Genomic DNA, 25,518 nt, shown 5'->3' with positions numbered 1-25,518 from the left:
GTCAGTCTGCCAGCGGGGCCCGGCGGGAAGAGTGACGGCGGCCGCGCGGTGCGGCGCGCCGCCGATCAGTCGAAGAGCTCTTCGAGAAAGCTCTTTCGGCGCTTCTGATAAGGCGGGTGGTAACCGCCTTGATGGGGCGGACCGCTCCAGCCGGGCGACGTCTGGGCAGCCGCGGCTGGTGGGGCGGGCGGGGCCGCACTGCGCTCGATGATCTTGTCGAGCTCGCCGCGGTCGAGCCACACGCCCCGGCAGGAGGGGCAATAGTCGATTTCGATGCCTGAGCGCTCCGACATCTGGAGCGCGGTTCTGCACGAAGGGCAAAGCATGATCAGTTCTCCTGGCGCTGGCCGAAGAAGGTCAGCAGCAGTTGGAAAAGGTTGACGAGATTAAGGTAGAGCGAGAGCGCGCTCATCACGGCGAGCTTCTCGGCGGCTTGCGTGCCGCCATAGGCGAGATAGTCGGACTTGGCCCGCTGGGTGTCGAACGCGGTGAGCGCGGTGAACACGATCACCCCGACGATGCTGAGCACGAGCTGCAAGATGCTCGAGGCGAGGAAGAGGTTGACCAGGCTCGCGATGACGACGCCGACCAGACCCATCAGCAGGAAAGTCGACCATTTCGAAAGGTCCCGGCCGGTCGTGTAGCCCCATAGGCTCATCGCGAGGAACATCGAAGCGGCGATGAAGAAGGTCGTCGCGATGCTCTGCCCGGTGAAAACCAGGAAGATGCTCGCCATGGAGATGCCCATGACCGCGGCGAACGCAAAGAACGCCGTTCGAGCCGAAGCCGTGCTCATGCGCTCGATGCGGAAGGAGAAGAAGAGGACAAAGGCCAGCGGCGCGAACATCGCCGCCCATTTGAGCGGCGTATTGAAGATCGGCTCATAGATGGCCGGGCTCGAGGCGACGCCGAGTGCGACCGCGCCGGTGATGGCGAGGCCGAGGCCCATGTTGCGGTAGATGCCCAGCATGTGCCGGCGCAGGCCGGCATCAAAGGTTGTCGTCGCCGCGCTCGCGGCATGCGCGTTCGCAGATGGGTAGGATCTGTACCGCTCCATCTTCACACTCTCCTCGGTGTTCGCGCGAGGGCAGCGAGCCGATCCTTCAGGGCCAGCTTGAGCTTCTTCAGGCGCATGATTTCGAAAGGGTTGGGGACCGTATGGCGCTGCTCGGCGCGAAGCGCTTCATCGATCCGCTTGTGCATCTCGTGCAGACGGAAGGCACGCCAGTTCATTGTATATCTCCTCTAGTCACAAACCATGGGTTCGATCGGAGAGCTGACGGCATTTCGGCGATGATAGGGCCCGCTTGCATGCCATCGGAACGTCCGATGTGGTCCGACATCGCACGACAGGACTTCTCGCCGCTGCCGTGCCAGAGGGGCCCGGGCCACGTCTTGTATCTAGCGAAGGGGCGGTGTTCTCGCCAATCGATCTCTCCCCCTCTCGGCGATAGGATCAGCCTATCGGCTTACGCGCCTACGATTGCCAGCGCCTCGCATCGCACGCATTCCGCGATACTGGCATAGGCGTCGGCAAAGGCGGCGCCGTGCCGCCAGGCCGCGGCGATGCTGCGGGTCGGTTCCCAGTCCTTGACCTCCAGCACTTTGACTCCGGCGCTGCCGCCCACTTCCGAGCGAATATAGAGATCCGGAAGAATGGTGAGCGCGAGGCCCGTCGCCGCCATTTGCCGCAGGCTGTCAAGGCTGGTGCCCTCGTAATCGCGCAGCAGCTCCATTTCGAGTTCCATGCAGAAGCCAGCGACCTGCCGATGGAGATGGTGCGCTGAATGAAGGCTCAGCACTTGCGCGCCCTTGAGGTCGCTTCTGCGAAGGACCGGCCGCTGCGCAAGGGGGTGGTCGGGCGCGGCCACAAGCCGGAGCCGTTCGCGAAAGAGCGGCTCGACTATCGCCCCTTCGCCGGCGATCGGCAGCGGACCGAGCAACATGTCGAGCTGACCGCGCGCCAGCTCGAGCGCCTGTTCATCCGGAATGCCCTCGCGGATATAGAGCCGCAAGCCCGGCTGTTGGCGGTGCAGCGCCAGGATCACGTTCGACATGAGATAGGGCCCTAAGGTGGGCGTGACGCCGAAGCGGATCGTGCCGGCGTTACCTTCCTGCGCGCGCCTGGCGAGCTCGCGCATGTCTTCCACGGCCACCAGCACGCATCGCGCGCGTTCGGCAAGCTCGCGGCCGATGGGCGTGAGTTCGACACTGCCCTGATTGCGTTCGACAAGAACGGTTCCGAGGCGCTGCTCGAGCGCGCGCAGCTGCTGGCTGAGCGAGGGCTGAGAGACGTGACTGGCCTGCGCGGCTCGACCGAAGTGGCGCAGGTCCGCGAGGGCGACGAGATATTCGAGCTGGCGGAGTGTCGGCATGACAGGACGATAGAGTGAAACTATCGCCTGGCTCAATCCTGATTGGCGCTGTCTCTTCTCGTCAGCTAGGTCCCCGCTTCCAGTTCCACTGGAACTTCTCGGGCTGCTTCGCCGCGCGACACGGTGAGCTTGACGACATTGCCGACCTTGCGGTCGTCGAGCTTCGCCAGGAGCGCGCCGAGGCTGTCGACATCTTCTCCGTCGATCGCGGTTATGCGGTCTCCCGGCACGATGCCGCCTGGTGTCGCCGTAATGCCGACAAGGCCTGCGCGGGCCGCGGGCGATCCGGGGCGAACGCTTAGGACGTAGACCCCCTCCAGTCCGGTGATCGCTTGCAGGCGTTCGTTCACCTGCTCGTCCGCTTCGATGCCGAGAGCCGGCCGAACATAGCGGCCGCTTTTGATAAGTTGCGGGACAACGCGCATGACGGTGGCGACCGGGACCGCGAAACCGATGCCTGCCGACGCGCCTGACGGGCTGAAAATCGCCGTGTTGATCCCGATCAGGCGTCCGCTCGAGTCGAGCAGTGGGCCGCCCGAGTTGCCGGGGTTGATGGCGGCGTCGGTCTGGATGAGATGTTCGATGCTGGGTCCGCCGCGCTCGCTTGGCAGCGATCGGTCGAGCGCAGAAATGATGCCGGTGGTGAGCGTCCAGTCGAGCCCGAACGGATTGCCGATGGCAAAGACCTTCTGTCCGACCTTCAGATCCTCGCTGGTACCGATGGGAACGGGTGCCGGGCGGCGCAGCGCAACGCCGATCTTGAGCAGCGCAAGATCGTGGCTCGGGCTGGCGCCTACCAGCGAGGCGCGGAACTTGCGACCGTCGGCAAGTTGGACCGTCGCCTCCGAGGCGCCCTGGATCACGTGGAAGTTGGTGACGACGTGCCCGGCGCCGTCCCAGATGAAGCCGGACCCTGTGCCGCGCGGGACGGAGAATACATTGCGCGACCAGGCGTCCTCCACCAGCTGGGATGTCGAGATATAGACGACCGATCCGCGGGCCTTTTCGAACAGGGCTATGGTCGCCTTTTCATCGCCGGCAAGGTCGCCCCGCGCCGTTACAAGCCGGGATGCGGGATCCGCTGGAGCCATCGGCTGGAGGACGCGCCACAACAGGATCAGCGCGGCGGCGCAGGCAGTGACGAGAAGGCAGTGGCCGATAAAGCCGAGTTTCGCTGTTTTAGGGCTCATTCCTGAAGACACGTTGCGGCTGTGGGAGTTGCGTCAAGTATCTCAGATCCCGATTGTTGCAGGCGAGCTGCCGCGAGGCTCGCGACTTGCGGATGGTGGCGGGGTGGGTGGCATGCTCCTGCTATGAGCGCACGTTCCGCGCCGCTCGGACGATCGACGTCCATGATACGCTTGATCGTCGTAACGTCTGTGCCGTGACCTTGACCCCATGGTGAAGCAGCGTTCGCTATCGGCCCACTGCCGCGTACTTGTGAAATCGTGAGGTGTGGGTCAGAGGATCTGCGACGTAGATCTCGGCTTCGGAGACAGGAGAAAGGACGATCATGATCGGCAAGTTTCTGGGTGCGATTGCGGGCGAACGAGCGGCCAAGCACGTGCGGGGGCTCGGGGGCCCCGGCGGAGCGCTCCTTGGCGCTGGCGCAGCCGCGCTGATACGGCGTCTGGGTCCGCTCGGCCTCGTTGCGGTCGCTGTCGGCGGATATGCGCTGAAACGGCACCTCGACGCCAAAAGCGCCGAACAGCCGGCAGAGGGCAGGACAACGAGATGCCTGCCGATGAAGCCGGTCAGCCCGGTCAACCGTAAACTCTATATCGCGCCTCTGGCGGCCCAGAGATCAGGCGCAGCCAGTGACTCCTGTTCCCGGTCCGCGAGAGCGATAACTTTCGTAAAAGCCTCATGCTGAGACAGCCAGACCTTGCCTGAGAGGCCGTCGAGCAGATGCGAGCGCTCGAGCGCGTCCATGACCGGGCCTTTGACTTCCGACAGGTGCAGGCGAACACCGGCATCGGCAAGACGCCGATTGATCATCTCGAGGCTCTCGAGTGCGGAGGCATCGATGGCGTTGACCGCCGAGCACATCAAGATGAGGTGTCGCACTTCACGTTTTTCGGCGATTTGTTCGAGAATAAACTGCTCCAGCCACCGAGCGTTGAGATAGGTCAGGCTCTCATCGATGCGGATCGTGAGCACCCGGGGGTCTGTGAAAACCCTATGGCGCGCGACATTGCGAAAATGCTCGGTTTCAGGAACGCGGCCGACGATAGCGGCGTGCGGTCGTGATGCCCGCCAGAGATAGAGCGCCAGGCTGAGACCGACGCCGGCGATGATCCCCGCCTCGACCCCGATGGCCAGCGTCAGAAGGATCGTCGCCAGCATCGCTGCGAAATCGGGTTTGGAATAGCGCCAGATCTCGACCGGTTTCCTGAGGTCCACCAGACTGAGAACGGCGACGATGATCGTCGCGGCGAGCGTGGCAATCGGAAGCGCGGCGAGGAGCGGCGTCAGGAAGAGGGCCGCGATGAGAATGCCGGCGGCAGTGTAAACGCCGGCGGCCGGCGTTTGCGCTCCGGCGTCGAAATTGACGACCGAGCGTGCGAAGCCGCCCGTCACCGGATAGCCGCCGGTGAACGCGGCCGCGACATTGGCGGCGCCCAGGCCGATCAGTTCCTGGTCCGGATCGATCTTCTGGCGCCGCTTGGCGGCGAGTGTCTGGGATACCGATACGCTCTCGACGAAGCCGATCACCGAGAGAAGAAGCGCGGGAACCGCGAGCTGCCGCCAGAGCTGCGCGTCGAACAAGGGCAGCGTGAGGGGCGGAAGGCTCTGGGGAATCTGGCCGACCACCCGGACGCCGTTGTCCTCGAGTTCCAGCGCGAGGACGGCGAGCGTTGAAGCCGCGACAGCCGCGATCGGACCGGTCTTGGCGAGAAGATCGGCGACGCGAGGCGCGATGCCGAGGCGGATCAGCAGAGGCTTTGCTCCGCTGCGCACCCAGAACAGGAAAGCGCAGGCGCTGACGCCGATTGCGAGCGTGGGCGGATGGATCGAGGCGAGATCGCTAGCAAGCCCGGCAATAAGCTCGGGCAAGGTGGCGCCCCCGCCGTCGACGCCGAGCAGCGACTTCATCTGACTTGCTGCAATGAGAATGCCGCTCGCGGTGATGAAGCCCGAGACGACTGGATGCGAGAGAAGGCTGGCGAGGAACCCCAGTCTGAGAAGGCCCATCGCCAGCAAGATCAGTCCGGATAGCAGCGCAAGTATGAGCGCGGCTGCGATGAAGCGCTGGCTTCCCGGCGCTGCGATCGCGCTGGCGGCGGTCAGCGTCATCAAGGAGATTACGGCGACCGGCCCCACCGCCAGAGTTCGGCTCGTGCCGAAGGCGGCATAGGCGAGGAGGGGCGCGACCGAGGCGTAAAGCCCGATTTCGGGTGGGAGCCCCGCGAGCATTGCATAGGCGAGGCTCTGGGGGATGAGCATGATCGTGACGATCGCCGCCGCGGTCATGTCGCTTGCGAGCGTGGCCCGGTCATAGCCGCGTGCCCAGGCGAGCGCCGGCAGGTAATGCGCAAGCTTCGCCATCACGCGCCGATCGGCTGCGGCCTGACCATCCATTCCCGGCCTTTGAGCATCCCATGCCAGTAGACCGGGGGCAGGATCGTGTCCTTGAGGAGCCAGGAGAGCCGCGAGGGGCGGGTGCCGTCGATCAGCCATCCTGGGAAGCTCGGCAGGAGCTTGCCTCCATAGCCGAACTCGGCGAGCACGATTTTGCCGGCCTCGACCGTCAGGGGGCAGCTGCCATAGCCATTATAGGCCGCGGCCGGCGGCCGGCCGTCGAGCGCTGCGAGGGCGTTGACGGCGACGACCGGCGCCTGGGCCCGGGCGGCCGCTGCGGTCTTCGCGTTCGACGCCGAGCAGGCGTCCCCGAGGGCAAAGATGTTCGAGTAGTGCGGGTGACGCAGCGTCGTCTCGTCGACTTCGACAAAGCCCGACGCCGCGGCGAGCGGGCTTTCGCGGATGAAGTCGGGCGCGACCTGCGGTGGGACGACATGGATCATGTCGAAGCGCTCGGCCGCGCGCTGCGTGCCTTTGCCGTCGGCTCGTTCAAATACCGCCGTCTGTCGGGGTCCGTCGATCTCGACCAGCCTCGAGCCGAAATGCAGATTTATGCCGTAGCGCTCGACATAGTCCATGAGCGCTGGGACATAATCGGGCACTCCGAACAGGACGCCGCCTGCTGTGTGGAAATGCACGTCGGCGGCGCCGAGCACGCCGGCTTTTTCCCAGCGATGGCAGGAGAGGTACATAGCCTTTTGCGGGGCGCCGGCGCATTTGATCGGCATCACAGGCTGAGTGAACAGCGCCCTGCCGCCCTTGAAAGCTTTGACGAGACGGTGCGTATAGGGTGCCAGGTCGTAGCGGTAGTTCGAAGTGACGCCATTACGGCCGAGCGTTGCGGCAAGACCGGGGATGGCGTCCCAGTCGAGCTTGATGCCGGGACAGACGATCAGGACCTTGTAGCTGAGCCGCCGGCCGTCCTGCAGCATCACCTGATTGGCATCGGGCTGAAAGCTGCGCGCCGCTGCCTTGACCCAGTGCGCGCCTTTTGGAATCAGCCGCGCTTCCTCGCGCCGGGTGACCGCGGCGTCGAACACGCCGGCCCCGACCATTGTCCAGCCAGGCTGATAATAATGGTCTTCATTGGGCTCGACGACCGCGAGGTGCAGATGGTCCCGCCGCTTCAGGATGCTGGCGGCAGCAGCTATTCCCGCGCTACCTCCGCCAACCACCACGATGTCGTAGTCCTCTTCCGCCGCTCGCTGCCCGGCCCGCCCCGCCATTTCCGCGAGCTTTTCCGACCGTGCTCCCGAGCGGCAGTAGGCGAGGACGGGCGCCGGAAGCCTGTCGAGCGCCTTGGCCATGGCCTCGGCATCCGCCTCGGTCAGCGCGCCGGCGACGGCGGGAACATGGACGAAGGCCAAGCCGGCGCTTGCCGCGGCCTGCTCGATACTGCGCGCGGGCGGCTGGCCGGGTGCTTCACCGTCCGGGCGATTGCAGATGATCGAGCGGAACCCCGCTGCGGCTATGTCGGCGATATCCGCCGGAGTGAGCTGCGGGGCGACGCTGAGCGTCGGAGAAAGCTGCTTGATGGTCATGCGGACGTTTCCCAAAAGGCGTGCTTACCGCGATGTCAGGCGATGCAGCGCCATGCCCGCGAGCATGGCGAGCAGGAACGGCGCGGCTGCTGCCGGCGCGAGCGCGAGATTGGCCACGGCGGGGCCCGGGCACAGGCCGGCGATACCCCAGCCCACACCGAAGAGAATGGAGCCGATCGCCAGCCGGCGATCGATGCGGCCAGTATCGGGGAGGTTGAAGGTTGTTGCCGCGAAGGGCCGGGCCATGCGGCTCTGGACCCTCCAGGCGACGGCCATCGGCACGATGGCGCCGGCCATGACGAAGGCAAGCGTCGGGTCCCAGGGGCCGAGCAGGTCGAGAAATGCCCGCACGCGCATCGGGTCGGTCATACCCGAGACAGCCAGGCCCGCGCCGAACAGCGTGCCGCAGAGGAGGGCGATGAGCGCGCGCATCAGAGCGTTCCTGTCAGGCGCATCGCCGCCACGGTCGCGAAGCCGCTAGCCATGAAAAGCGCCGTGGCGACGAGCGAGCGGCGCGAGAGCCGGGAGAGGCCGCATACGCCATGGCCGCTGGTGCAGCCTGAGCCGAGCCGCGTGCCATATCCGACGATCAAGCCGGCGACCAGCAAGAGGGGTGTTGTAGGGAAATGCGCCGGAGCCACTTCCGCGGTCGCTGCGAGAAGCCACGCGCCAAGGGGAAGGCCGAGGACAAAGGCGGTCGCCTCGGCCCAAGGCGGCCCGGCGTCGGACAGCTTCAGAGCGCGGGCCGCGAGGCCGCTTACGCCCGCGATCCGACCCAGCGCCAGCAGCATGACGGCTGCGGCCAAGCCGATCATCAGGCCGCCGACAAATCCCGCCAGCGGCTGCGCATGGGAGAAGGCCGGAATCATAGCTGATTCACCGGGAGCTTGAGATAGCTGACGCCATTCCCCTCGGGGGGCGGCAGATGCCCCGCGCGCATGTTCACCTGCACGGAGGGAAGGATCAGCCGAGGCACGGGGAGCGTACGGTCGCGGCTCTCGCGCATTGCGACAAATTCGTCTTCGGTAATCCCGTCATGCGCGTGAATGTTCGCGCGCCGCTGCTCGGCGACGGTCGTTTCCCAGACATAGTGCCCGCGGTCCTCGGGCAGGTAGTCATGGCACATGAAAAGGCGGGTCTGCGGCGGCAGCTCGAGCAGGCGCCGAAGCGAGCGGAACAGGGTGCGCGCGTCACCCCCCGGAAAGTCCGCCCGAGCCGTCCCATAGTCGGGCATGAACATCGTGTCGCCGACGAACACGGCGTCGCCGATCACATAAGCGACGCAGGCTGGTGTGTGGCCCGGGACATGGAGAACCGTCACCGAGAGCTCGCCGATCAAGAAGGTGTCACCGTCTTTCCACAGCTGGTCGAAATCGGACCCGTCCCGCTGGAAGTCGCTGCCGGCGTTGAAGAGCTTTCCGAAAGTCTCCTGCACCGTGCAGATGTGCGCGCCGATCGCGATTTTGCCGCCGAGCTTCTGTTGGAGATAGGGGGCCGCCGAGAGATGGTCAGCATGGGCGTGGGTCTCCAGGTGCCAGTCCACGTGCAGCCCGGCCTCTTGCACATGCGCGATTACCCGGTCGGCTGCTTCATGCGACGTGCGTCCCGACGCGGAATCGAAGGTCAGCACGCTGTCGATCACGGCGGCGCGAAGCGTCGCCGGATCATGGACGACGTAAGTGACCGTGAAGGTCGGCTCGTCGAAGAACGCCGCGATGACGGGAACGCCCGCTTGCGCAGCGGTGATCTGCGTTGCGGCATGGGCAAGAGCGGGGTCGGTCATGCGACTCTCCTTGATTTCAAAGTTACAATAATCATGTATGTAACCGATCATAGATCGTCAACGGCTTGCTTCGTCGGGCGGGCATCTGCAGGAGGACCTCATGATTGAAGCAGCTGCCAGCATGCCGTCGGCGATCCGGATCGGGGATGCCGCGCCGGATTTTCAGGCGCGCTCGACAAGGGGCGAATTCCAGCTTTCCAAGCTCCGCGGCCATTGGGTGCTGCTGTTTTCGCATCCGGCCGATTTCACGCCGGTCTGCAGCACCGAATTCGTGGCGCTGGCGCGCCGGCAAGCCGAGTTCGAGGCGCTGGGATGCAAGCTTGTCGGCGTGTCGGTCGATAGTCTCTACGCGCATATCGCCTGGGTGCGGGCGTTGAAGGACCTCTTCGAGGTCGAGATCGGTTTCCCGATCATCGAGGATCCCAGCATGGCGGTGGGCCGCGCCTACGGCATGATCGGCGAGAACGCGGCCGACAGCATGGCGATGCGCTCGACCTTCTTCATCGATCCTCAGGGGGTGGTCCGTGCCACAACCGCGTATCCGCATAATGTCGGCCGCTCCGTCGACGAACTCCTGCGGCTCTTGCGCGCTCTCAAGTGCGTCGATGAGAAGGACGTGCTTACGCCCGAGGGCTGGACAGAGGGTGAGGCCGCGCTCCTGCCGGTCGACGATCAGACGAGCGGCGCGCGCGACTGGTTCTGCCGTTTCGAGCCGCAGCCATGACTCCACTCTTCGAAAACAAGGATGCTGCATCGGCCGCAGCCGAAAAGCTCAAGGTCTTCGCCCAGCCGCAACGGCTCATGATCCTCTCCTGTTTGCTTCTCGGTGAGCGGAATGTGGGCGAGATTGCTCAGGCGACGGGGATCGGGCAGCCGGCGCTGAGCCAGCAGCTGGCCGAATTGCGCCGGGCAGAGCTGGTGAAGGCGCGCAAGGCGGCAAAGCAGGTGTGGTACATGCTTGCCGATGAAAGCGTCGAGCAGTGCGTCAGCAATATCGAAGCCATGCTCGGCGGCGCCGCGCCGACAATCCGGTCCGGTCAACAGCAAGGCAACAGCGCTGCTCCCCACGGCGTGGCGAGCTTCGCTCGAATCCTTTAGCGAGCTGCCAGGTGATCCAACCTCGCAAGTGCTGAGGAAAGACCAGACATCGTTCCGCCAGGAGCTGTTTATCCTACAGGCCCGGCATTCAAGAGCCAAGGCGATGAACTTTCTTGCGCGGACCTCCATATTCTCTGACACCCATATTCACGGCTAAAGTGTCGGTCGCCAAGATATAGCTCACGGCATTGCTTCTGAACATGAAGTTCCTGCAGACAGATATTGGACCGCTACGGGCAACCTACTGCCACTCGTCTTCGGCATGCACTTACGCAGATATATTCTCTTTCTTCCTTATCTGCTACGCGGCAAGGGCGCGCTCATGCGAGGCTGGGCTGCAGCAATTGTTCTTGTCGAATGAAGGGGAAGTCGGCTGATGGTGCGATCGGATTTGCTCAGGTGCTTGGGTCAGGAAATTCCGAGCTTGCTGCTGCCGATATCGAGCGTCTTGTCGACCTGTTTTTCGACGCAATCGCGCGGCAGATGGCTGCCGGGGGGCGTGTCGAGCTGCGCGGGTTCGGCGTCTTCGAAGCGCGGTGGCGCCGCGCGCGTGCGGGCCGAAACCCGAAAAACGGGTCGATCGTCGCGGTGCCTGCCAAGCGTGTCCCCTTCTTCAAGGCGGGTAAGACGCTCCGCGCGCGCTTGAACGGTGATGCACATGCTGACTGAGCGACGAAGCGCATTTAGGATCGGTTGTCAGCCGATTGTCGCTTGATCGCCATGGCAAAACAGTGACAACGGGCACCGTTTCTGAGGAAGGCACGCCCCTGCTGCGAGTCCGGAAAACAGAAACACCAGGTGGGGACTGGCCCGACCTGGTGCTCGATATTCCGTGTCGAGGGCGCTTGGCGATGCCAGTGGGGCCGATTCGACTGCTGCTATGGTCTTGCGCGTGAATGGCTGAAAGTCAAGTTCCTTATCCCTATCTCCCGGCGCAAGTGGACGCTATTCGCGCCTCGCTGTCGGAACCCAGGTTCGGCGCCTACCTGTCCAAAAGTGGCAATGACACCGGCTACGCGCTGGCGCTCTACCTCTACAATGCCCGGCTCGCCAAGGCGTTCCTCTATCCGCTGCACGTGGTCGAAGTAACGCTGCGGAACGCGATCGATGGTCTTCTCGTGGGTCGCTACGGCCAGACCTGGCCGCATGAGGCGGCGCTGCGCGACGGGCTCCTGACAGATGCCGGCCGAGCGACGCTTGACAAGGCGATCGGTCGCGCGGGCGCCGGCGCGTCGCGGGGGCAGATTGTCGCGGAACTCACCTTCGACTTCTGGTCGCATTTGCTGCGACCCGAATACCACGCCCTCTGGCGCACGGCGCTCAACATCGTCTTCCCGCATGCGCGGCCGCCGGTCGGCCGGCACGAGGTCCAGGGCCTGGCAAGGTCGATCAACCGGTTTCGCAACAGGGTCGCGCATCATGAGCCGATCCTCGATCAGAATGTGGGCGACCTGCAGGCCAAGATCGTCGAGCTGATCGCCTTGCGCTGCCCGGAAACGGCGGCCTGGACCCGCCACCATACGACCATCGGACAGGTGCTCCGGACGCGGCCGCGAAACGGCCGCGGACACGGCGAGCTTCTGTCGTCGAAGCTCGCGCCCGACTTTGTCCCAACGACGCTCGCCTCGAGCCTCGAGGACGTGATGCGCGCGCTCGATCGCGGCCGTCCGGTGGCGATCTGCCTCGACGATGACGGGCGTCCCGTCGCGGCTTTTTCGGCCCTCGACATCACCCGCTACATCCTGGCCGATGCGGACCGGAATGCCGGCCTGTTTGCGCCGGCCGAGCGGACCGTCGCGGATATGCTCGCCGAAATCGACGCGCCGGCGCGCACCGCAGTCATGCAGGAGGACGAGCCCCTTGCGCTGGCGGTCGATACGCTGCGGCGTCCGCGCGTCGACATCCTGGTCGGGGTTGGGGCTGGCGATGGGCGCCCGACGGGAACGATCATGCGCGCGCATCGGCGCTATTAGCCCATTCGGGCGCCGTGCGGGCAACCGCGGTCAGCCTTTATCCTCATCCGAGGCAGCGCTGCGGCCGATCGCGTCACAATTGCTTGAAGCTCATGCGGCCGATCTGCATGCTGGTGACAAAGCGGCATTTGCAAGCAAGGAGGCATGCGTCATGCACAGGGTGATCGAGGCTGGCGAAGATGTCATCGCGCTCGAGGTTTCCGGAAAGATCACGGGCGCCGATCTCGACGCCATGATGGACCGGCTCGACCAAGCGATGGCCCATCACGAGAAGGTCCATATATTTGTCGAGACGCGCGGCATCGACGGCATCGAGCTCAGCGGCCTTCCGGGCTATGTGGCGCGCGCCATGCCCCTTTTCGGCAAGCTGACACGGTTCGGCCGCGTGGCGGTCGTTGCCGACCAGACATGGGTGCGGATCGGCACCCGGGTCGAGAGCGCGGTTCTGCCCTTTATCAGCTACAAGACTTTCGAGCCGGCGCAGCGCGAAGAAGCACTCGCCTGGGTCAAGGGCGCGCCTTCCGCAGCCTAGCAGGATGGCTGATCGCGCTCCAGGCAGCGCCGGGCATTCAACGCGCGGCTGTGGGTCGGCGCCTCGCGGCGGTCTCGCAACGGGTCGGAGCGCTTGAGATGCACTGCTATCCGTACAACTCCTAATGATGCACGAAAGATGATTCTTTTATCCGGCGGCTCGACGATCACGTCGCGTTGGAGCTGGTACGGTGCCCGATCTGGAGTTGAACGAAGAAGGTCTCGGCGAGCTCGTCGATGCTTTCTACGCCCGCGTGCGGAAGGATCCGGAACTCGGTCCCATATTCAATGACGCCATCGGCGACTGGCCCGAGCACCTGACGCGGCTGCGTGCCTTCTGGTCCTCGGTCATGACGGGCAGCGGGCGGTACAAGGGCCAACCGGTGCCGGCTCATCTCCAGCATCGCGACCGGCTGTCGCCCGCCTTGTTCGAGCGGTGGCTCGGGCTCTGGGCGCAGACCAGCAACGAGCTGATGAGCCGCGAAGCCGCGGCCGCGCTGCAGGCCAAGGCTGCGCGCATCGCCGAGAGCCTTCAGCTCGCCATGTTCTTCCGGCTGGTGCGCCAGCCGGACCACCATTCCGCCTGAGCCGGCGGTTGCAAACAGGATTGAACCAATGACCGAGATTCCCCTCTTCGACCTCAACGTCCATCATGCGCCGCGCGACCTGCGCGATCGCGTCGCTCTGGGCTTTACGAAGATGCTTCGCTTCTGCGCCGACACGTTCTTCGCCAAGCGTTATGGCCATCGGGCCATCGTTCTCGAGACGGTGGCGGCCGTGCCCGGCATGGTGGGGGCGACGGTCAATCACCTCAAGTGCCTGCGCCGGATGTGCGACGACAAGGGGTGGATCCGGACGCTCATGGAAGAAGCCGAGAACGAGCGCATGCATCTGATGACCTTCATCGAGGTTGCCAAGCCGACGCTTTTCGAGCGACTGGTGATCCTGGCCGTGCAGTGGGTGTTCTACCTTGCCTTCTTTGCGCTTTATCTGGTGAGCGCCCGGACCGCGCACCGGGTGGTCGGCTATTTCGAGGAAGAGGCGGTGATCAGCTACACCCTCTATCTCAAGGAGATCGACGAGGGGCGTAGCGCCAATGTGGCAGCGCCTGCGATCGCGCGGCACTATTGGAAGCTGCCCGAGGGCGCGACACTGCGCGATGTCGTGCTGGTCGTGCGGGCCGATGAGGCACATCACCGCGACGTCAACCATGGGTTCGCGAACGAGCTCGCGGGCCTGGCGCCGGCGGAGACGGTCGCGCCCTATCCTGAGCACGCCGAGCAAATCCGGCTGGCCGCCTGAGATGAGCGCTCCGACGCCCTATCGCTCGACCCCGGTCTTCGATCAGGACACGCTACCGGCCGCGCTCCGCGCCCGCCATACCACCAAGGCGGGCGTCTGGGGCGTGATCCGGGTGCTGGAAGGTGAGCTTCGGCTCACCATCCTCGAGCCGCCGTCGGAAGTCGTCATCACGCCCGGCAATCCGGCCGTGATCCTGCCGCAGCAGCCGCATCTGGTGACGCCGCTCGGGCCGATGCGGATGCAGGTGGACTTTTACGACGAAGCGCCGAACTGAGCGCTCCCATTCTTTCGCTGAGTAGTGCGGCCGTCAGCGCCTGCCTTAGCGGGTGCATGGCTGGGGTATTCTGGTTAAAGACGTCGCAAGTGCCTTGAAGCGCGCCTTCTAACCGCAAGGGGATGAAATCCAAGGCTCAATCCCGGTTGCGAGCTAGGCAATCGCTTCCAATTGGAAGATGAGGATTCGCCGACACTCCAAGGCTGGAGGAGCTGGCATGATACCACCTGATCGTGGGCACTCGCGTTCAAACAGAAACACGTTTCAAGATGTCGAAGTAGAGGTGGCGGGTCAGACCCGTGGTGTCGCATGTCCGCTAGGAGCAACTTGATGGAACAATTATATGTATCGAGAAGGCCGATGCTGATGACTAAGGCACGGGCAAGGGCGGTCGCTCGACGGGTGTCTGGTAAATACCTAGCGGGGCACGGCGCCGGCATGTTGTGCTGACGACGCTTCGGCCGACGATCTGGTCTGGAGAGGCGCTGTTTCACTGACCCTACGGACTATCACGGATGGCCCGAGAGTGCCCGCGCGTGGAAACGGTCCTCATGAACCTGTCTTTGGAACTTGCGGTCGCCACTGCCTTGGTGGTGCTGACCATCTTCATCCATCTTGGCGGGATCGCGCTTCTCCTCGCGCTGCTCCGCCGTCATCGCGGAAGGCGAACCGTTCGCACGCTCTGGCATGAAGGATTGGGGATCCTGGGCGCGGCCGGCGGCCTGTTCGTTCTCCATGCCCTTGAAATCTGGCTCTATGCAGGCTTCTACATCGCCGTCGAGGCGCTCAGGAGCTTCGAGGCGGCGCTCTACTTTTCAACTTCTTCCTACACGACGGTGGGATATGGGGATGTCGTCCTCGACGAGCGCTGGCGTCTGCTCGGCGCGATCGAGGGAGCGAACGGCCTCATCCTTCTGGGATGGTCGACCGCGTTCTTTGTCGCCATCGTCGGCCGGATCCGCGGGCTTGAGAACGAGGTTCAGGCGCTGCCATGAAGGTAAAAACGCGCTGGCTTGCAACCGCCCTGCGCCTTTGCTCATGAAGGAAGGCGCGGGTTTCACAATCAGACCCTTGCAGCTCGGCCCGCCGCTCGGGGCGGGAATGCATTGGCTCAAGATCAATCAAGAGGGATACAGGTGACCCATCAGCTCACGATGAAGTTCCACGGTGCGGCAGGCACTGTCACCGGCTCATGCATGGAGCTCGCGCTGGGCGCCCGCTCGATCCTGGTCGATTGCGGTCTGTTCCAAGGCTCGCGCAGTCTCGAGGCGCTCAACCTCGGCAGCTTCGGGTTCGATCCGCGGAGGATCGACGCGGTGATCCTGACCCACGCGCATATCGATCATTGCGGCCTTCTCCCCAAGCTTGCGGCCCAGGGCTATGAGGGTGCGATCTGGTGCACACAGGCCACGAGCGACCTTCTCGAATTCATGCTGGCGGATGCCGGCAGGATCCAGGAATATGAGGCGGAGCGCCGGAACCGACGGCGCGACCGCGCCGGCGACGCGCTGTTCGAACCTCTCTACACCGAAGAAGATGCGATCAGCGCCTGGCGGCTTTCTCGTCCGGTCGCGCTCGGCAACTGGTTCGAACCCGCCCCCGGGTTCAAGGCCAGGCTCTGGAACGCGGGCCATATTCTCGGCTCAGCCTCGGTGGAGCTCTATGCCGGCGGGGCACATATCCTCTTGTCGGGCGATCTCGGGCCCGACAACAAGGCGTTCCACGCCGATCCCGCCGCGCCCAAGGGCCTCGATCACGTCGTCTGCGAATCCACATACGGCAATCGCGCGCGCGAGAAGCTCACGATCGACGAGCGCCGCGCGCAGCTCGAAGGGGTGGTCAAGGAAGCCATCGCGCGCGGCGGCAACCTCGTCATCCCGAGTTTCGCGCTCGAGCGGACACAGGAGCTGCTCCTCGATCTTGCGCGGCTATCGGACGCCAACCGCATCCCGAACGTGCCGATCTTTGTCGACTCGCCGTTGGCGAGCCGGGCAACCAAGGTCTTCTCGAGCCATATCGACGAGATGGAGGATGTCGACGGTCGCGACATCTTCCGCCATCCGAGCATCCGTTACGTCGAGGACAGCCTGGAATCGATGCGCCTCAACACCGTTTCGGGGGCGATCATCCTGGCCGCGTCCGGCATGTGCGAGGCCGGGCGCATCCGCCATCACCTCAAGCACAATCTGTTCAGGCGAGAGTCGACGGTCCTCTTCGTCGGCTTCCAGGCCGAAGGCACGCTTGGCCGCGTCATCCTGGACGGCGCGCAACGCGTACGGATCTCCGGCGAGGACGTGAATGTGCGCGCGCAAATCCGCCGCATCGACAGCTATTCCGCGCATGCGGACCGCGACGAGCTGCACGACTGGATCCGCGACAGAGGCAAGCTCGGTGGCAGCCTGTTCCTTTCGCATGGCGAGGGCCAGGCGGTAGAAGGGCTCCGCGCGCTCGTCCAGGGCGACGACCCGGCCGCCAGCGTTATCGCGCCGCAGATGGGCGAGCGATTCGCGCTTCCGCCAGGCGCGCCAGCCAAGCGGCTCGAGACCGGCCGCGTCGATCTCAACCAGCTGGCGGGCGAGGATTGGCAGAACGACTATGCCGACTTCATCACCAACCTGAAGCGCAATCTCTATTCGATTAAGAGCGCGCGGGCGCGCCGCGAGGCGCTCGACGACATGCGCCGCGTCCTCGACAGCTACAATGCGCTACGCGAGGAACGTAAGGCGCGCCCGTCCGCCGGCGCGAAGCCGTCGGGAAGACAAGAACGCTAGAACACGTAAAGCAGGTTGCGAGCTTTCAGCGCGTCCGCGAGCAGCGGCGCGAGATGCACCTGATTGGTGCGGTGAGGAATGCTGTCGCTGCTCGCCAGGCGTTCGATCCCGCTTGCCGTCAGTCGCGCAAGGTCCTGGTCCGATGCGAGACAATGAGTGACGATCGCCTCGACGCGGGCGGCACCCGCCGAGAGCAGCAGCCTCGCGGTCTCGACCAGTGTGTGACCGCTCGAGACAAGGTCGTCGACGATGATGACCCGGCGCCCTCGGAAGCGGTCCACGCCGTCGAGCGCGAGCGATACGGATCGGTCGCCATGCCGCTGCTTCGTCCCGACCAGCATGTCGAGGCCGAGCGGCTCGGCAATCGTCCGGGTCCATTGCACCGATTCGCTGTCGGGGCCGACGATTAGCGGATTGTCGTCACGACCAACGAGCCCCGCCAGGAGCGGCGCGGCCGAAAGAACAACGGCGGGTATGCCCGGCACCGCGTCGCTCAGGCTCGAAATACGGTGCAGATGCGGATCGACCGTGAGCAGAGCGTCGAAATGGCTGGCGAGGAGCCGGCCGATAACCGTCTGGCTCACCGCCTCGCCGGCGCGGAAAGCCTGGTCCTGCCGCATATAGGCGAGATATGGCGCAACCAGGACGACGCGCCGGGCGCCAAGCTCGCGGGCGGCCGAAGCGGCGAGGAGCAATTCGACGAGCTTGGAGTCGGGATCGTCGAGCGAACGGTGAAGGATGACCACGGGGGCGGCCGCCGGCACGCGCACAAGGGCTTCGTGATCAGGGAAGCGGCGCACTTCAACGGCCGCCGCTTTAATGCCGAGCGCGTGGGCAAGTCGTTCGGCTGCTTCCAGGCTTTCGGAGAACCCGAGCACGAGCGCGTTCATCGCACGATCTCGTAGCCGGCGTCTTCCCGCGCCAGGTCATGGGCGAAGCCAAGCCCGGTCGCCGACTGGGCGTGGATCCGATAAAGAGCCTGGCCTTTGCGCACTTCGGCGCCGACTTTGCAGACGAGGTCGATGCCGGCGCCCTTGTCCATGGGCGCTCCGGCAAGCCGGGCGATGCGCGCGATCCGATGGCAGTCGATCGCGATGACACGGCCGTCGCGGGGGGCACAGATTTCCTGGATGTGCGCGCCTGGCTTGAACTCCGCGGGCTGTCGGCCCTGGGCGGCGATCAGCCGTTCCATGGCCTCCAGTGCCGCCCCCGAGGCGAGCAGCTCGAGCGCACGGGCGAACCCCCGCCCCCCTTTGAGCGCCGGATCGAAATCGAGGACACGCCCGGCCAGCATCAAGGCATGATCGCGCAAATCTTCCGGCGCATCGGCGTCGTTGCGAAGCACGGCCATTACGTCGCGGGCTTCGAGCACGGGTCCAATGCCCCGGCCGATGGGCTGCGAGCCGTCGGTCAGCACGATGTCGATGACGAGCCCCAGCTTGTCGGCGACGTGCTCGAACAGCTTGCGCAGCCGTACCGCTTCACTTTGCGAGCGGACCTTGGCGGTAGGACCAACGGGGATGTCGAGCACGAGATGGGTGGACCCCGCGGCGAGCTTCTTCGACAAGATCGAGGCGACCATCTGTTCGAACGTGTCGATGCGCAAGGGCCGTTCGACCGAGATCAGCACATCGTCCGCGGGAGAGAGGTTCACGCGCCCGCCCCAGGCGAGCACGGCCTTCTCGCGCGAGACGATCGCGCGCAGCTCGTCTTCGCGCAGATCGACATTGGCGAGCACTTCCATCGTGTCCGCCGTGCCGGAAGGGGATGTGATCGCGCGCGAGGAGGTCTTGGGGATGATGAGGCCATGAGCGGCGACGATCGGCACGACGATCATCGACGTGCGGTTCCCGGGAATGCCGCCGATGCAATGCTTGTCGACGACGAGCGGCGCGTGCCAGTCGAGCCGGTTGCCGACAGCCGCCATCGCGCGGGTCATGGCGAGCGTTTCCTCGGTGCTCATGAAGCCGGCGCAGGCAACCAGAAAGGCCCCGATCTCCATCGGTGAATAGCGGTGGCCGGCGACATCACGAATGATGGCGGCGATCTCGCTTTCATCGAGCGTGTCGCCGTCGATCTTGCGCCGGACCGATTCGAGGCTCGCGGGAACGGGCGCCTGCTCGATCGAGACCGCAGCCCCCTCAGGCAATCCAAGGCGGCGAAAGGCCTGCTCGCCGAGGCCGATTTCACCAGCCTCGACAAGGGCAGGCTCGTCGACCAGAGCCAGGGTCGCCAATATCTCGGCGCTCTCGCCCGTGATGCGGATCTTGCGCAGCGCCTGAAATTGTTCGGCCGAGTAGCCATTACCCTGCCGCGGCAGAAAAGCGGTATTCTCAGGATGGGTGTCTATCGCCAGGCGTCGGATCTTCAGCATGGCCGGCCTCAAACCCTTTCGGGCCGCATGCGATCAAAGTCCTGCGGCGTGATCTGCCGCTTCGCGGGTACCGTCTGCAAGGGGCAGCGACCTTGCGCGTCGGGTGTGGCAGCGCCCCGATCGCGGCGATAGATGTCGGGAAAGTAGCGCACGCCGCCAAGGCTATCGGGTTCGGCGGTAAAATAGGCGATATAGACCGGCAGAGCAGCGGGCAGCATCGCGCTATGCGTGCGGCCGGAGCCCACGACCGTGTCGACCCTGGCGCGGTCCCATCCAGGGCCGAGCAGGGTTCCAGCGAGCCCGAGGGCATCGCCCACGCGCACGCAGCCATGGCTATAGGCCCTGACCTCCTGTTCGAACAGCGCCTGGGCAGGGGTGTCATGAAGATAGACGTTGAACCTGTTGGGCATGACGAGCTTCATGCGCCCCAAGGCGTTCTGAGGCCCGGGGCGCTGGCGGTAGCGCCCGTTCTCGCGCACATAACCGCGTCGCGCCGCCTCGGCGGGATTGCGAGCAACAAGACGGGCGATCCCCTCGGCGGCGATGCTCGGGGGGATTTCCCACCAGGGATTGAAGATGACGCCGGTGACGCTGGCTTGGAACACAGGTGTCGGCGACCCCGTCTTGCCGACAACGACCCGCCACCGGCCGGCCAGCTTGCCGTCCTCCCACAGGCTTGCCTCGAAAGCGGCGGTGTTCACCAGCAGGTAGCGCGCCCCGAGTTGCCGCGGCATCCACCGCCATCGGTCGAGATTGGCGGCAAGGATGGCCCGGCGGTTGGCGTCCCTCTCTTGCGCATAGGCCTGCGACAGCGCGTGGTAAAAGGGATGGGAAGGCCGTGTCGTACGGAAGAGATCGTCGAGCCGATCCTGGGCGAGCGCTGTGGACACGCTGGCGCGAGGATCGGGCCAGGCGGACGGCTCGGCTATGTGCCAATTCGTGCGCAGCGCGGCATTGCAGCAGCCATTGCGGTGCGCTTGCAGAAGCCGGACGGCGGAGGCAGTCGCGAGTTCATCGCGGCGGGCGTCGTCGCCACGGTTGACCGCGGCTTGCAGCGCCGGAAGGCCGACCGCCGCGGCTCCGAGGCCTTCGGCGTCCGCCGCTTTCATCCAATGGATCAGGCGCTCCGTCTGCGCCTCCGTCCACCGCGGCTCGGAAGCTGCGAAAGCGAAGCTAGGTGCAAATATCAGGAGGAGGAGGAGTACGGAGAAAGTGCGCTTCATGCGTCCGCCATGTGCGAAACCGGGTGAAGGAGACCATGCGGAAAGTTACGAGGGTGAGCAATGGCTGAGTAACGCGGGGCTCGCCGGGAAGTCGCGAAACCAGGGCCCACCGCCGTGCGCCAATATTTCAGCGAGGCGTGCAGGGCCGACGGCGCGAGCTAGCGGCTTTGTGCCTGCGCCCAGCGCGCCGCGTTAGCGTCGGCGCAGATGCGGTCCGCCGTTTGCCGGACCTTTTCGAGTTCCATCGCGCCGCGATCGGCGGACATGCCGTCCACGATATTGTCGAGGGCAAGTCTGTAGGCGCGCTCCGCGCCAAGAACGTCCGAAAGATATCGGTCGAACAGCGTATGCATGGCGCTTTCTACTCCCTTCTCGGCCAGCCAGGCGCTGCTTGTCGAGGAAGTCGAGATCTGTACGAGCCGCGTGCCGTTCAGGGGACGCTCGTGGGGCTCGTCCCCAACATAGCGCGCGGCGTTGCCGAGCACCCGCTCGAGATAACCCTTGAGCATGGCCGGCATGGAGCCGAACCACATCGGATAGACGAGTACGAGGACGTCGGTTCGAGCGAGCCGGTCGCACTCGGCAAGGATCTCGGGGGGCGGGGCATAATCAGGCTTGCCCGGCCGTTCGTTCGCCTTGAGGATCGGGTCGAAGCCTTCCGCATAGAGGTCGAGCACCGTGCCGGTCTGATGATGCTTCTGCGCACGTTCCAGCCAGCACCGCGCCACGCTGGCGCAAAAGCTGTCCTGATCCGGATGGGCCAGAACGATTGTGTGGTGGACGGCGGGTGGGGCCATTGTCACGCTCCTTGCTGAAATTCACATCCTGTTGCCACGGCATTGCGCGCGGCTGTCCTTGCCATCGCGTGGATCAATCCCTAGACGACGCGTGCAGGACTATCGGTCCGCAAGCGTTCGAACTGAAGATCGATCCTTCCTCCGCAATCGGCGAGCGCAAAAACGATTACTCGCTACCCGCTCAAACCTGCCAGGGGCTGTTGAGTTTCCAGAACGATCGCCAAGAAGACCGGATCGCAGCCGGTTCGTCAGGCCGATAGTGAGGTGAGTTCACCGGTCAACTTCGCAGGACCGGCCCGCTCTATCGTTGCCTGCGGCAAAATGTCCGCAAGGCTGTATCTCTCCAGCGTGCGGCGGAAGGCCCGTCCGGCCTCGTCGAGCACGGCAGGAAGACCGCAGCGCCGGCGGAGCCGGCAACCCGAACATTCGACAAGCGCGCATTGCGGCTCGGTCGTGCGGAGAACTTCGCTAAGATTGATGAGGGCGGGCTCGCGCGCGAGGCGGACCCCGCCGCCGCGGCCGCGCGTCGCTTCGACGATCCCTGCTCGCGCGAGCCGATTGACGACCTTCATCAGATGCGTGCGCGAGATCGCCTGAGCCTGCGCCACCTGCGCGATCTGCGTGCGCTCGTCACCCCGGCCGGCGAGATCGATCAGCAGGCGAAAGGCATAGTCGGTGTGGCGGGTCAGTTGCATGCGAAATGGCCGTTGAGGACCGCATCGTTATGCCATCTTATCCGCGTCGCTGTTTTGATTCTGATCAAATTCATCTTTGCGAGTCGGGTCTAAGCGGAATTTCACATTCCACTTATCGAGAGGTATCCGATGTATTGCGTTCAGTGCGAACAGTCGAACAAGGGTGGCTGCGCGGTCAAGGTCGGGTCCTGCGGCAAGACCGCCACTGTCGCCGATCTCCAGGACGTGCTGCTGCGCGTGATGCAGGGCGTGTCCGCGGTCGCCGCCCGCGCGGCGGACAGGGGCGTCCGCGACGCCGAAGTCGATGCCTTCACGCCCCATGCCTGGTTCACCACGCTCACCAACGTCAATTTCGACGAAGCGCGTTTCCTGAAGCTGATCGCGACGGCGCTGCGCATGCGCGAAAAAATCCATGCGGCGGCGATGGCTGCCGGCGCTGACCTCTCAGACCTGCCTGAGCCCGCGACGTGGGAGCCTGGCGCGACACTGGCCGAGCTTTCGGCGGCGGCACCGATGGCCAGCATCCAGCGTTTCGTCGACCGCGACGGGCCCTCGATCGTCGGCCTGCGCGATCTGATCCTCTACGGGCTCAAGGGCACGGCGGCATACAGCGAACATGCGCGCGTTCTCGGCACTGAAGAAGCCGAGGTGGTTGCCGAATTCCACCGCATCTCCGCCTTTCTCGCCACCGATCCAACGGACATCGACGCGCTGCTGCGCGAGGCCCTGGCGATCGGCGCGCTCAACCTCAAGGTCATGGAGCTTCTCGACGCGGCCAATACCGGCCGCTTCGGGCATCCGGAGATCTCGAGCGTGCGCATGACCCCGAAAGCCGGCAAGGCGCTTCTGGTGTCGGGGCACGACCTCGGCGACCTCGAGATGATCCTGCAGCAGACCGAGGGCAAGGGCGTCAACGTCTACACGCACGGCGAGATGCTGCCAGCGAACGCCTATCCCGGGCTCAAGCGCTATCCGCACCTGGCAGGGAACTACGGCGGGGCATGGCAGGATCAGCAGAAGGACTTCGCGGCCTTCCCTGGCGCCATCGTCATGACGTCGAACTGCCTCATCAATCCGGAGATTCGCGGCTATGCCGATCGGCTGTTCACCGCGGGGCCGGTGGGCTGGGCCGGCGTGCGCCACATTGTCGATCATGACTTCTCGCCGGCGGTCGCACGGGCGCTGGAACTGCCGGGCTTTGCCGAAGATGCGCCGGAAGAAGTGATCACTGCGGGTTTCGCGCGCAACACCGTCATGGGCGTAGCCGACACGCTGCTTGGAATGATCGGGCGGGGTGAGGTGAAGAATCTCTTCCTGATCGGCGGATGCGACGGGGCGCGTCCGGGCCGCAACTATTTCCACGACCTTGCCATGGCGACGCCGCAGGACAGCCTTATCCTGACGCTCGGCTGCGGGAAGTTCCGCTTCAACCGCGAAGAGCTGGGCAACATCGCCGGCGTGCCGCGTGTGCTCGACATGGGTCAGTGCAACGATGCCTATTCGGCGATCCAGGTGGCCGTAGCGGTCGCCAATGCGCTTGGCTGCGGGGTCAACGACCTGCCGCTCCACTACGCCATCAGCTGGTTCGAGCAGAAGGCGACCGCCGTCCTGCTGACGATGCTGCACCTCGGGATCAGAAAGATCCATCTCGGCCCCACCTTGCCGCAGTTCCTGACGCCGGAGGTTCTCGAAGTGCTGGTGGAGAAGTTCGACATCCGGCCGACCGGCGAAGTGGCGAGCGACCTCGACCGCATGCTGAAGGCAGCCTGAGCAATGCTGTCGCCCCCGCATCGCCGACAATACGGGGGCGACATCCTAGCGGAGATGTTCAATTCTCGTCGGCGTTCAACGCATCGATGAAGCCTTCAAACAGGCTGATGACCTTCTGTGAGGACAGTATGTCCTCGAAGTCGCTGGGATGGACGAACTGGTCCCGGAACCACGGGTAGAGCTCACCGGAAAAGCATTGCTGCAGCCAGGCGAGCGCCAGCCTCACTTCCGGAACGGCTTCGCGCGCTGGATTGATGACGCATAGGATCTCGCGGCGCAGCTGCAGGTTGATGTCGAGCGGCTTCACTCTGCGGCTTACGGCGCGAGCATAGGTCGGCAATATGCCGATGCCGCCGCCGCTGGCGATAGCGCGGAAATGGGCGGAGCTGCTGTTGGTCCTTATGCCGATAAGCCCGTCTATGTCGGTGGTGCCGAGAAAATAGGGTAGCAGGTGCGAGGCGACCTGGTCGGCCTCCTGCCAGACAAGTCTGTGACGCGGCCAGTCATCGACGGAACGGGGCATGCCGGCGTCGCTAAGATAGCGCTCCGATGCGAAAGGCATGAGGTGCAGGCAGCCGAGCCGGCGGCAGATCGTCGTATGTCCCTCGCTGGGGTGCTCGAGCTGAATGGCGATATCGCACTCCCCGCCGGCCACGTCGCTGCGCTGCATGTCGCAGTGGAGAACGACATCGATTTCGGGGTTTGCATTCTGGAAGTCGACTAGCCTCGGCATCAACCAGTATGTGCCAAGACCTTCGGTTACCGCGATACGCACGCAGTCCCGGGTGCCGGTGCCCGTTTGTTCCTGCTCCAGAAACTGACGGGAGCGGCGCATCTCGCGAGCTACCTTCAGGAGCCGATCGCCCAATGAGGTGAGCTGCAATCCGGCGGGATCGCGATGCGCGATGATATCGCCGAGCTTGTCCTCGATGCGCGCGAGCCTCCGCCGGATCGTGCCGACGGCGTGGCCGGTCTTCGCCGCTCCGGCGCGCAGGCTGCCGGCTTCCGCGATGTCGAGGAACAGCTCCAGGTCCTGCCAGTCGATGCGGCGCAGCCTGTCCTGAAAGCTTGTCGCGCTGCGCCGCGCGGCTGAGCGAACCGGCGGTGCGGCGGGATTGGCGGAAAGGGCTCTTGTCCGGGATGCAGCGTCGATCGGCTTCTTGCGTGACGTCATCAATCGCCTACCCCGCCTCCGCTCCAATTATTCGATTGTCCTATCTCATTCCATTTGTCGCTGGCGGCAACAACTTAATCGCTTCGAAACGGATGTTTGTGCGCTCAGGCTTCCAGCCGTCGCTCGCGGGGTGTGTTCATAATGCTCCCGCCCGAGCGCGCGATGGGATCGCCACGAGCCGAAGCGCCTCCCGTATCTGGGAAACCCTTCAGACGCGGAAGGGAACACCATGTATCACGAGACGATCGGAGTAGA

27 protein-coding genes are annotated in these 25,518 nt (G+C 64.7%); 11 read left to right on the top strand and 16 right to left on the bottom strand.

Annotated features, from left to right (window positions below):
- Positions 1-65 precede the first annotated feature (65 nt).
- From RLDS_RS29800 to RLDS_RS29760, 10 genes are all read right to left on the bottom strand, one after another.
- The gene (locus RLDS_RS29800; protein ID WP_031297227.1) at positions 66-326 is read right to left on the bottom strand and encodes a TFIIB-type zinc ribbon-containing protein; all 261 of its coding nucleotides are present in this window, start codon (positions 324-326) and stop codon (positions 66-68) included.
- 2 nt (positions 327-328) lie between these two features.
- Positions 329-1,057 carry a Bax inhibitor-1/YccA family protein gene (locus RLDS_RS29795; RefSeq protein ID WP_021224325.1) on the bottom strand — a complete coding sequence of 243 codons (729 nt, stop codon included), beginning with the start codon at positions 1,055-1,057 and terminating at the stop codon, positions 329-331.
- 2 nt (positions 1,058-1,059) lie between these two features.
- Complete coding sequence (locus RLDS_RS54895) at positions 1,060-1,233, bottom strand: DUF465 domain-containing protein (protein ID WP_021224324.1); 174 nt, start codon at positions 1,231-1,233, stop codon at positions 1,060-1,062.
- A gap of 236 nt (positions 1,234-1,469) precedes the next feature.
- Complete coding sequence (locus tag RLDS_RS29790; RefSeq protein ID WP_021224323.1) at positions 1,470-2,375, bottom strand: LysR substrate-binding domain-containing protein; 906 nt, start codon at positions 2,373-2,375, stop codon at positions 1,470-1,472.
- A 65-nt stretch (positions 2,376-2,440) separates the two neighbouring features.
- The gene (locus tag RLDS_RS29785) at positions 2,441-3,565 is read right to left on the bottom strand and encodes a S1C family serine protease (protein WP_021224322.1); all 1,125 of its coding nucleotides are present in this window, start codon (positions 3,563-3,565) and stop codon (positions 2,441-2,443) included.
- A gap of 586 nt (positions 3,566-4,151) precedes the next feature.
- On the bottom strand, positions 4,152-5,924 hold the full coding sequence (locus RLDS_RS29780) for a SulP family inorganic anion transporter (protein ID WP_040603450.1): 1,773 nt from the start codon (positions 5,922-5,924) through the stop codon (positions 4,152-4,154).
- Entirely contained in the window at positions 5,924-7,498 is a 1,575-nt protein-coding gene (locus tag RLDS_RS29775) for a TIGR01244 family sulfur transferase (RefSeq protein WP_021224320.1), read from the bottom strand. Before RLDS_RS29775 ends, RLDS_RS29780 begins: the two co-directional genes overlap by 1 nt.
- 24 nt (positions 7,499-7,522) lie before the next feature.
- Positions 7,523-7,930 carry a DUF6691 family protein gene (locus RLDS_RS29770; protein ID WP_021224319.1) on the bottom strand — a complete coding sequence of 136 codons (408 nt, stop codon included), beginning with the start codon at positions 7,928-7,930 and terminating at the stop codon, positions 7,523-7,525.
- Positions 7,930-8,367: a YeeE/YedE family protein gene (locus tag RLDS_RS29765; protein WP_021224318.1), complete on the bottom strand. Its 438-nt coding sequence runs from the start codon at positions 8,365-8,367 to the stop codon at positions 7,930-7,932. The genes RLDS_RS29770 and RLDS_RS29765 overlap by 1 nt, the downstream gene beginning before the upstream one ends.
- Positions 8,364-9,281 carry an MBL fold metallo-hydrolase gene (locus RLDS_RS29760; protein ID WP_021224317.1) on the bottom strand — a complete coding sequence of 306 codons (918 nt, stop codon included), beginning with the start codon at positions 9,279-9,281 and terminating at the stop codon, positions 8,364-8,366. The genes RLDS_RS29765 and RLDS_RS29760 overlap by 4 nt, the downstream gene beginning before the upstream one ends.
- Before the next feature lie 121 nt (positions 9,282-9,402).
- On the opposite strand from RLDS_RS29760, the gene RLDS_RS29755 reads away from it, so the two are divergent.
- From RLDS_RS29755 to RLDS_RS29710, 10 genes are all read left to right on the top strand, one after another.
- Positions 9,403-10,005 carry a peroxiredoxin gene (locus tag RLDS_RS29755; protein WP_236616771.1) on the top strand — a complete coding sequence of 201 codons (603 nt, stop codon included), beginning with the start codon at positions 9,403-9,405 and terminating at the stop codon, positions 10,003-10,005.
- On the top strand, positions 10,002-10,379 hold the full coding sequence (locus RLDS_RS29750; RefSeq protein WP_021224315.1) for an ArsR/SmtB family transcription factor: 378 nt from the start codon (positions 10,002-10,004) through the stop codon (positions 10,377-10,379). Before RLDS_RS29755 ends, RLDS_RS29750 begins: the two co-directional genes overlap by 4 nt.
- 357 nt (positions 10,380-10,736) lie before the next feature.
- Entirely contained in the window at positions 10,737-11,048 is a 312-nt protein-coding gene (locus RLDS_RS29745) for an HU family DNA-binding protein (protein WP_236616770.1), read from the top strand.
- A 269-nt stretch (positions 11,049-11,317) separates the two neighbouring features.
- Positions 11,318-12,352: a hypothetical protein gene (locus RLDS_RS29740; protein ID WP_236616769.1), complete on the top strand. Its 1,035-nt coding sequence runs from the start codon at positions 11,318-11,320 to the stop codon at positions 12,350-12,352.
- 151 nt (positions 12,353-12,503) lie between these two features.
- Positions 12,504-12,884 (top strand): SpoIIAA family protein, encoded by a 381-nt coding sequence (locus RLDS_RS29735; protein WP_021224313.1) that lies wholly within the window; start codon positions 12,504-12,506, stop codon positions 12,882-12,884.
- A 190-nt stretch (positions 12,885-13,074) separates the two neighbouring features.
- Positions 13,075-13,470, top strand: coding sequence for a group III truncated hemoglobin (locus RLDS_RS29730; RefSeq protein WP_021224312.1), 396 nt, complete (start codon positions 13,075-13,077; stop codon positions 13,468-13,470).
- Positions 13,471-13,498: 28 nt separating this feature from the next.
- Positions 13,499-14,185: an alternative oxidase gene (locus RLDS_RS29725; protein WP_021224311.1), complete on the top strand. Its 687-nt coding sequence runs from the start codon at positions 13,499-13,501 to the stop codon at positions 14,183-14,185.
- Position 14,186: 1 nt separating this feature from the next.
- Positions 14,187-14,459, top strand: coding sequence for a DUF1971 domain-containing protein (locus tag RLDS_RS29720; protein WP_021224310.1), 273 nt, complete (start codon positions 14,187-14,189; stop codon positions 14,457-14,459).
- A gap of 551 nt (positions 14,460-15,010) precedes the next feature.
- The gene (locus RLDS_RS29715; protein ID WP_021224309.1) at positions 15,011-15,454 is read left to right on the top strand and encodes an ion channel; all 444 of its coding nucleotides are present in this window, start codon (positions 15,011-15,013) and stop codon (positions 15,452-15,454) included.
- Positions 15,455-15,655: 201 nt separating this feature from the next.
- Positions 15,656-17,230, top strand: a complete 1,575-nt coding sequence (locus tag RLDS_RS29710; RefSeq protein WP_021224308.1) for an MBL fold metallo-hydrolase — start codon at positions 15,656-15,658, stop codon at positions 17,228-17,230.
- On the opposite strand, the gene RLDS_RS29705 is transcribed toward RLDS_RS29710, so the two are convergent.
- The 5 genes from RLDS_RS29705 to RLDS_RS29690 all read right to left on the bottom strand — a co-directional run bounded on the left by RLDS_RS29705 (position 17,227) and on the right by RLDS_RS29690 (position 22,319).
- Complete coding sequence (locus RLDS_RS29705; protein WP_021224307.1) at positions 17,227-18,120, bottom strand: ribose-phosphate diphosphokinase; 894 nt, start codon at positions 18,118-18,120, stop codon at positions 17,227-17,229. The genes RLDS_RS29710 and RLDS_RS29705 overlap by 4 nt on opposite strands.
- Complete coding sequence (locus RLDS_RS29700; RefSeq protein ID WP_021224306.1) at positions 18,117-19,604, bottom strand: thymidine phosphorylase family protein; 1,488 nt, start codon at positions 19,602-19,604, stop codon at positions 18,117-18,119. The genes RLDS_RS29705 and RLDS_RS29700 overlap by 4 nt, the downstream gene beginning before the upstream one ends.
- 8 nt (positions 19,605-19,612) lie before the next feature.
- Positions 19,613-20,827 (bottom strand): L,D-transpeptidase family protein, encoded by a 1,215-nt coding sequence (locus RLDS_RS29695; RefSeq protein WP_021224305.1) that lies wholly within the window; start codon positions 20,825-20,827, stop codon positions 19,613-19,615.
- A gap of 158 nt (positions 20,828-20,985) precedes the next feature.
- On the bottom strand, positions 20,986-21,624 hold the full coding sequence (locus RLDS_RS0127435; RefSeq protein WP_021224304.1) for an NAD(P)H-dependent oxidoreductase: 639 nt from the start codon (positions 21,622-21,624) through the stop codon (positions 20,986-20,988).
- Between the two features lie 248 nt (positions 21,625-21,872).
- Positions 21,873-22,319, bottom strand: coding sequence for an RrF2 family transcriptional regulator (locus RLDS_RS29690; RefSeq protein ID WP_021224303.1), 447 nt, complete (start codon positions 22,317-22,319; stop codon positions 21,873-21,875).
- 129 nt (positions 22,320-22,448) lie between these two features.
- Here RLDS_RS29690 and hcp point away from each other — a divergent pair, with 129 nt between their 5' ends.
- Positions 22,449-24,089, top strand: a complete 1,641-nt coding sequence (gene hcp, locus RLDS_RS29685) for a hydroxylamine reductase (protein WP_021224302.1) — start codon at positions 22,449-22,451, stop codon at positions 24,087-24,089.
- 58 nt (positions 24,090-24,147) lie between these two features.
- On the opposite strand, the gene RLDS_RS29680 is transcribed toward hcp, so the two are convergent.
- Positions 24,148-25,263, bottom strand: a complete 1,116-nt coding sequence (locus RLDS_RS29680; protein WP_021224301.1) for a LysR family transcriptional regulator — start codon at positions 25,261-25,263, stop codon at positions 24,148-24,150.
- Positions 25,264-25,518 lie beyond the last annotated feature (255 nt).

Source organism: Sphingobium lactosutens DS20, assembly GCF_000445105.1.
GTDB lineage: Bacteria > Pseudomonadota > Alphaproteobacteria > Sphingomonadales > Sphingomonadaceae > Sphingobium > Sphingobium lactosutens.
Note: the sequence above shows the minus strand (reverse complement) of the source record. Positions and strands in the feature narration are given on the sequence as shown.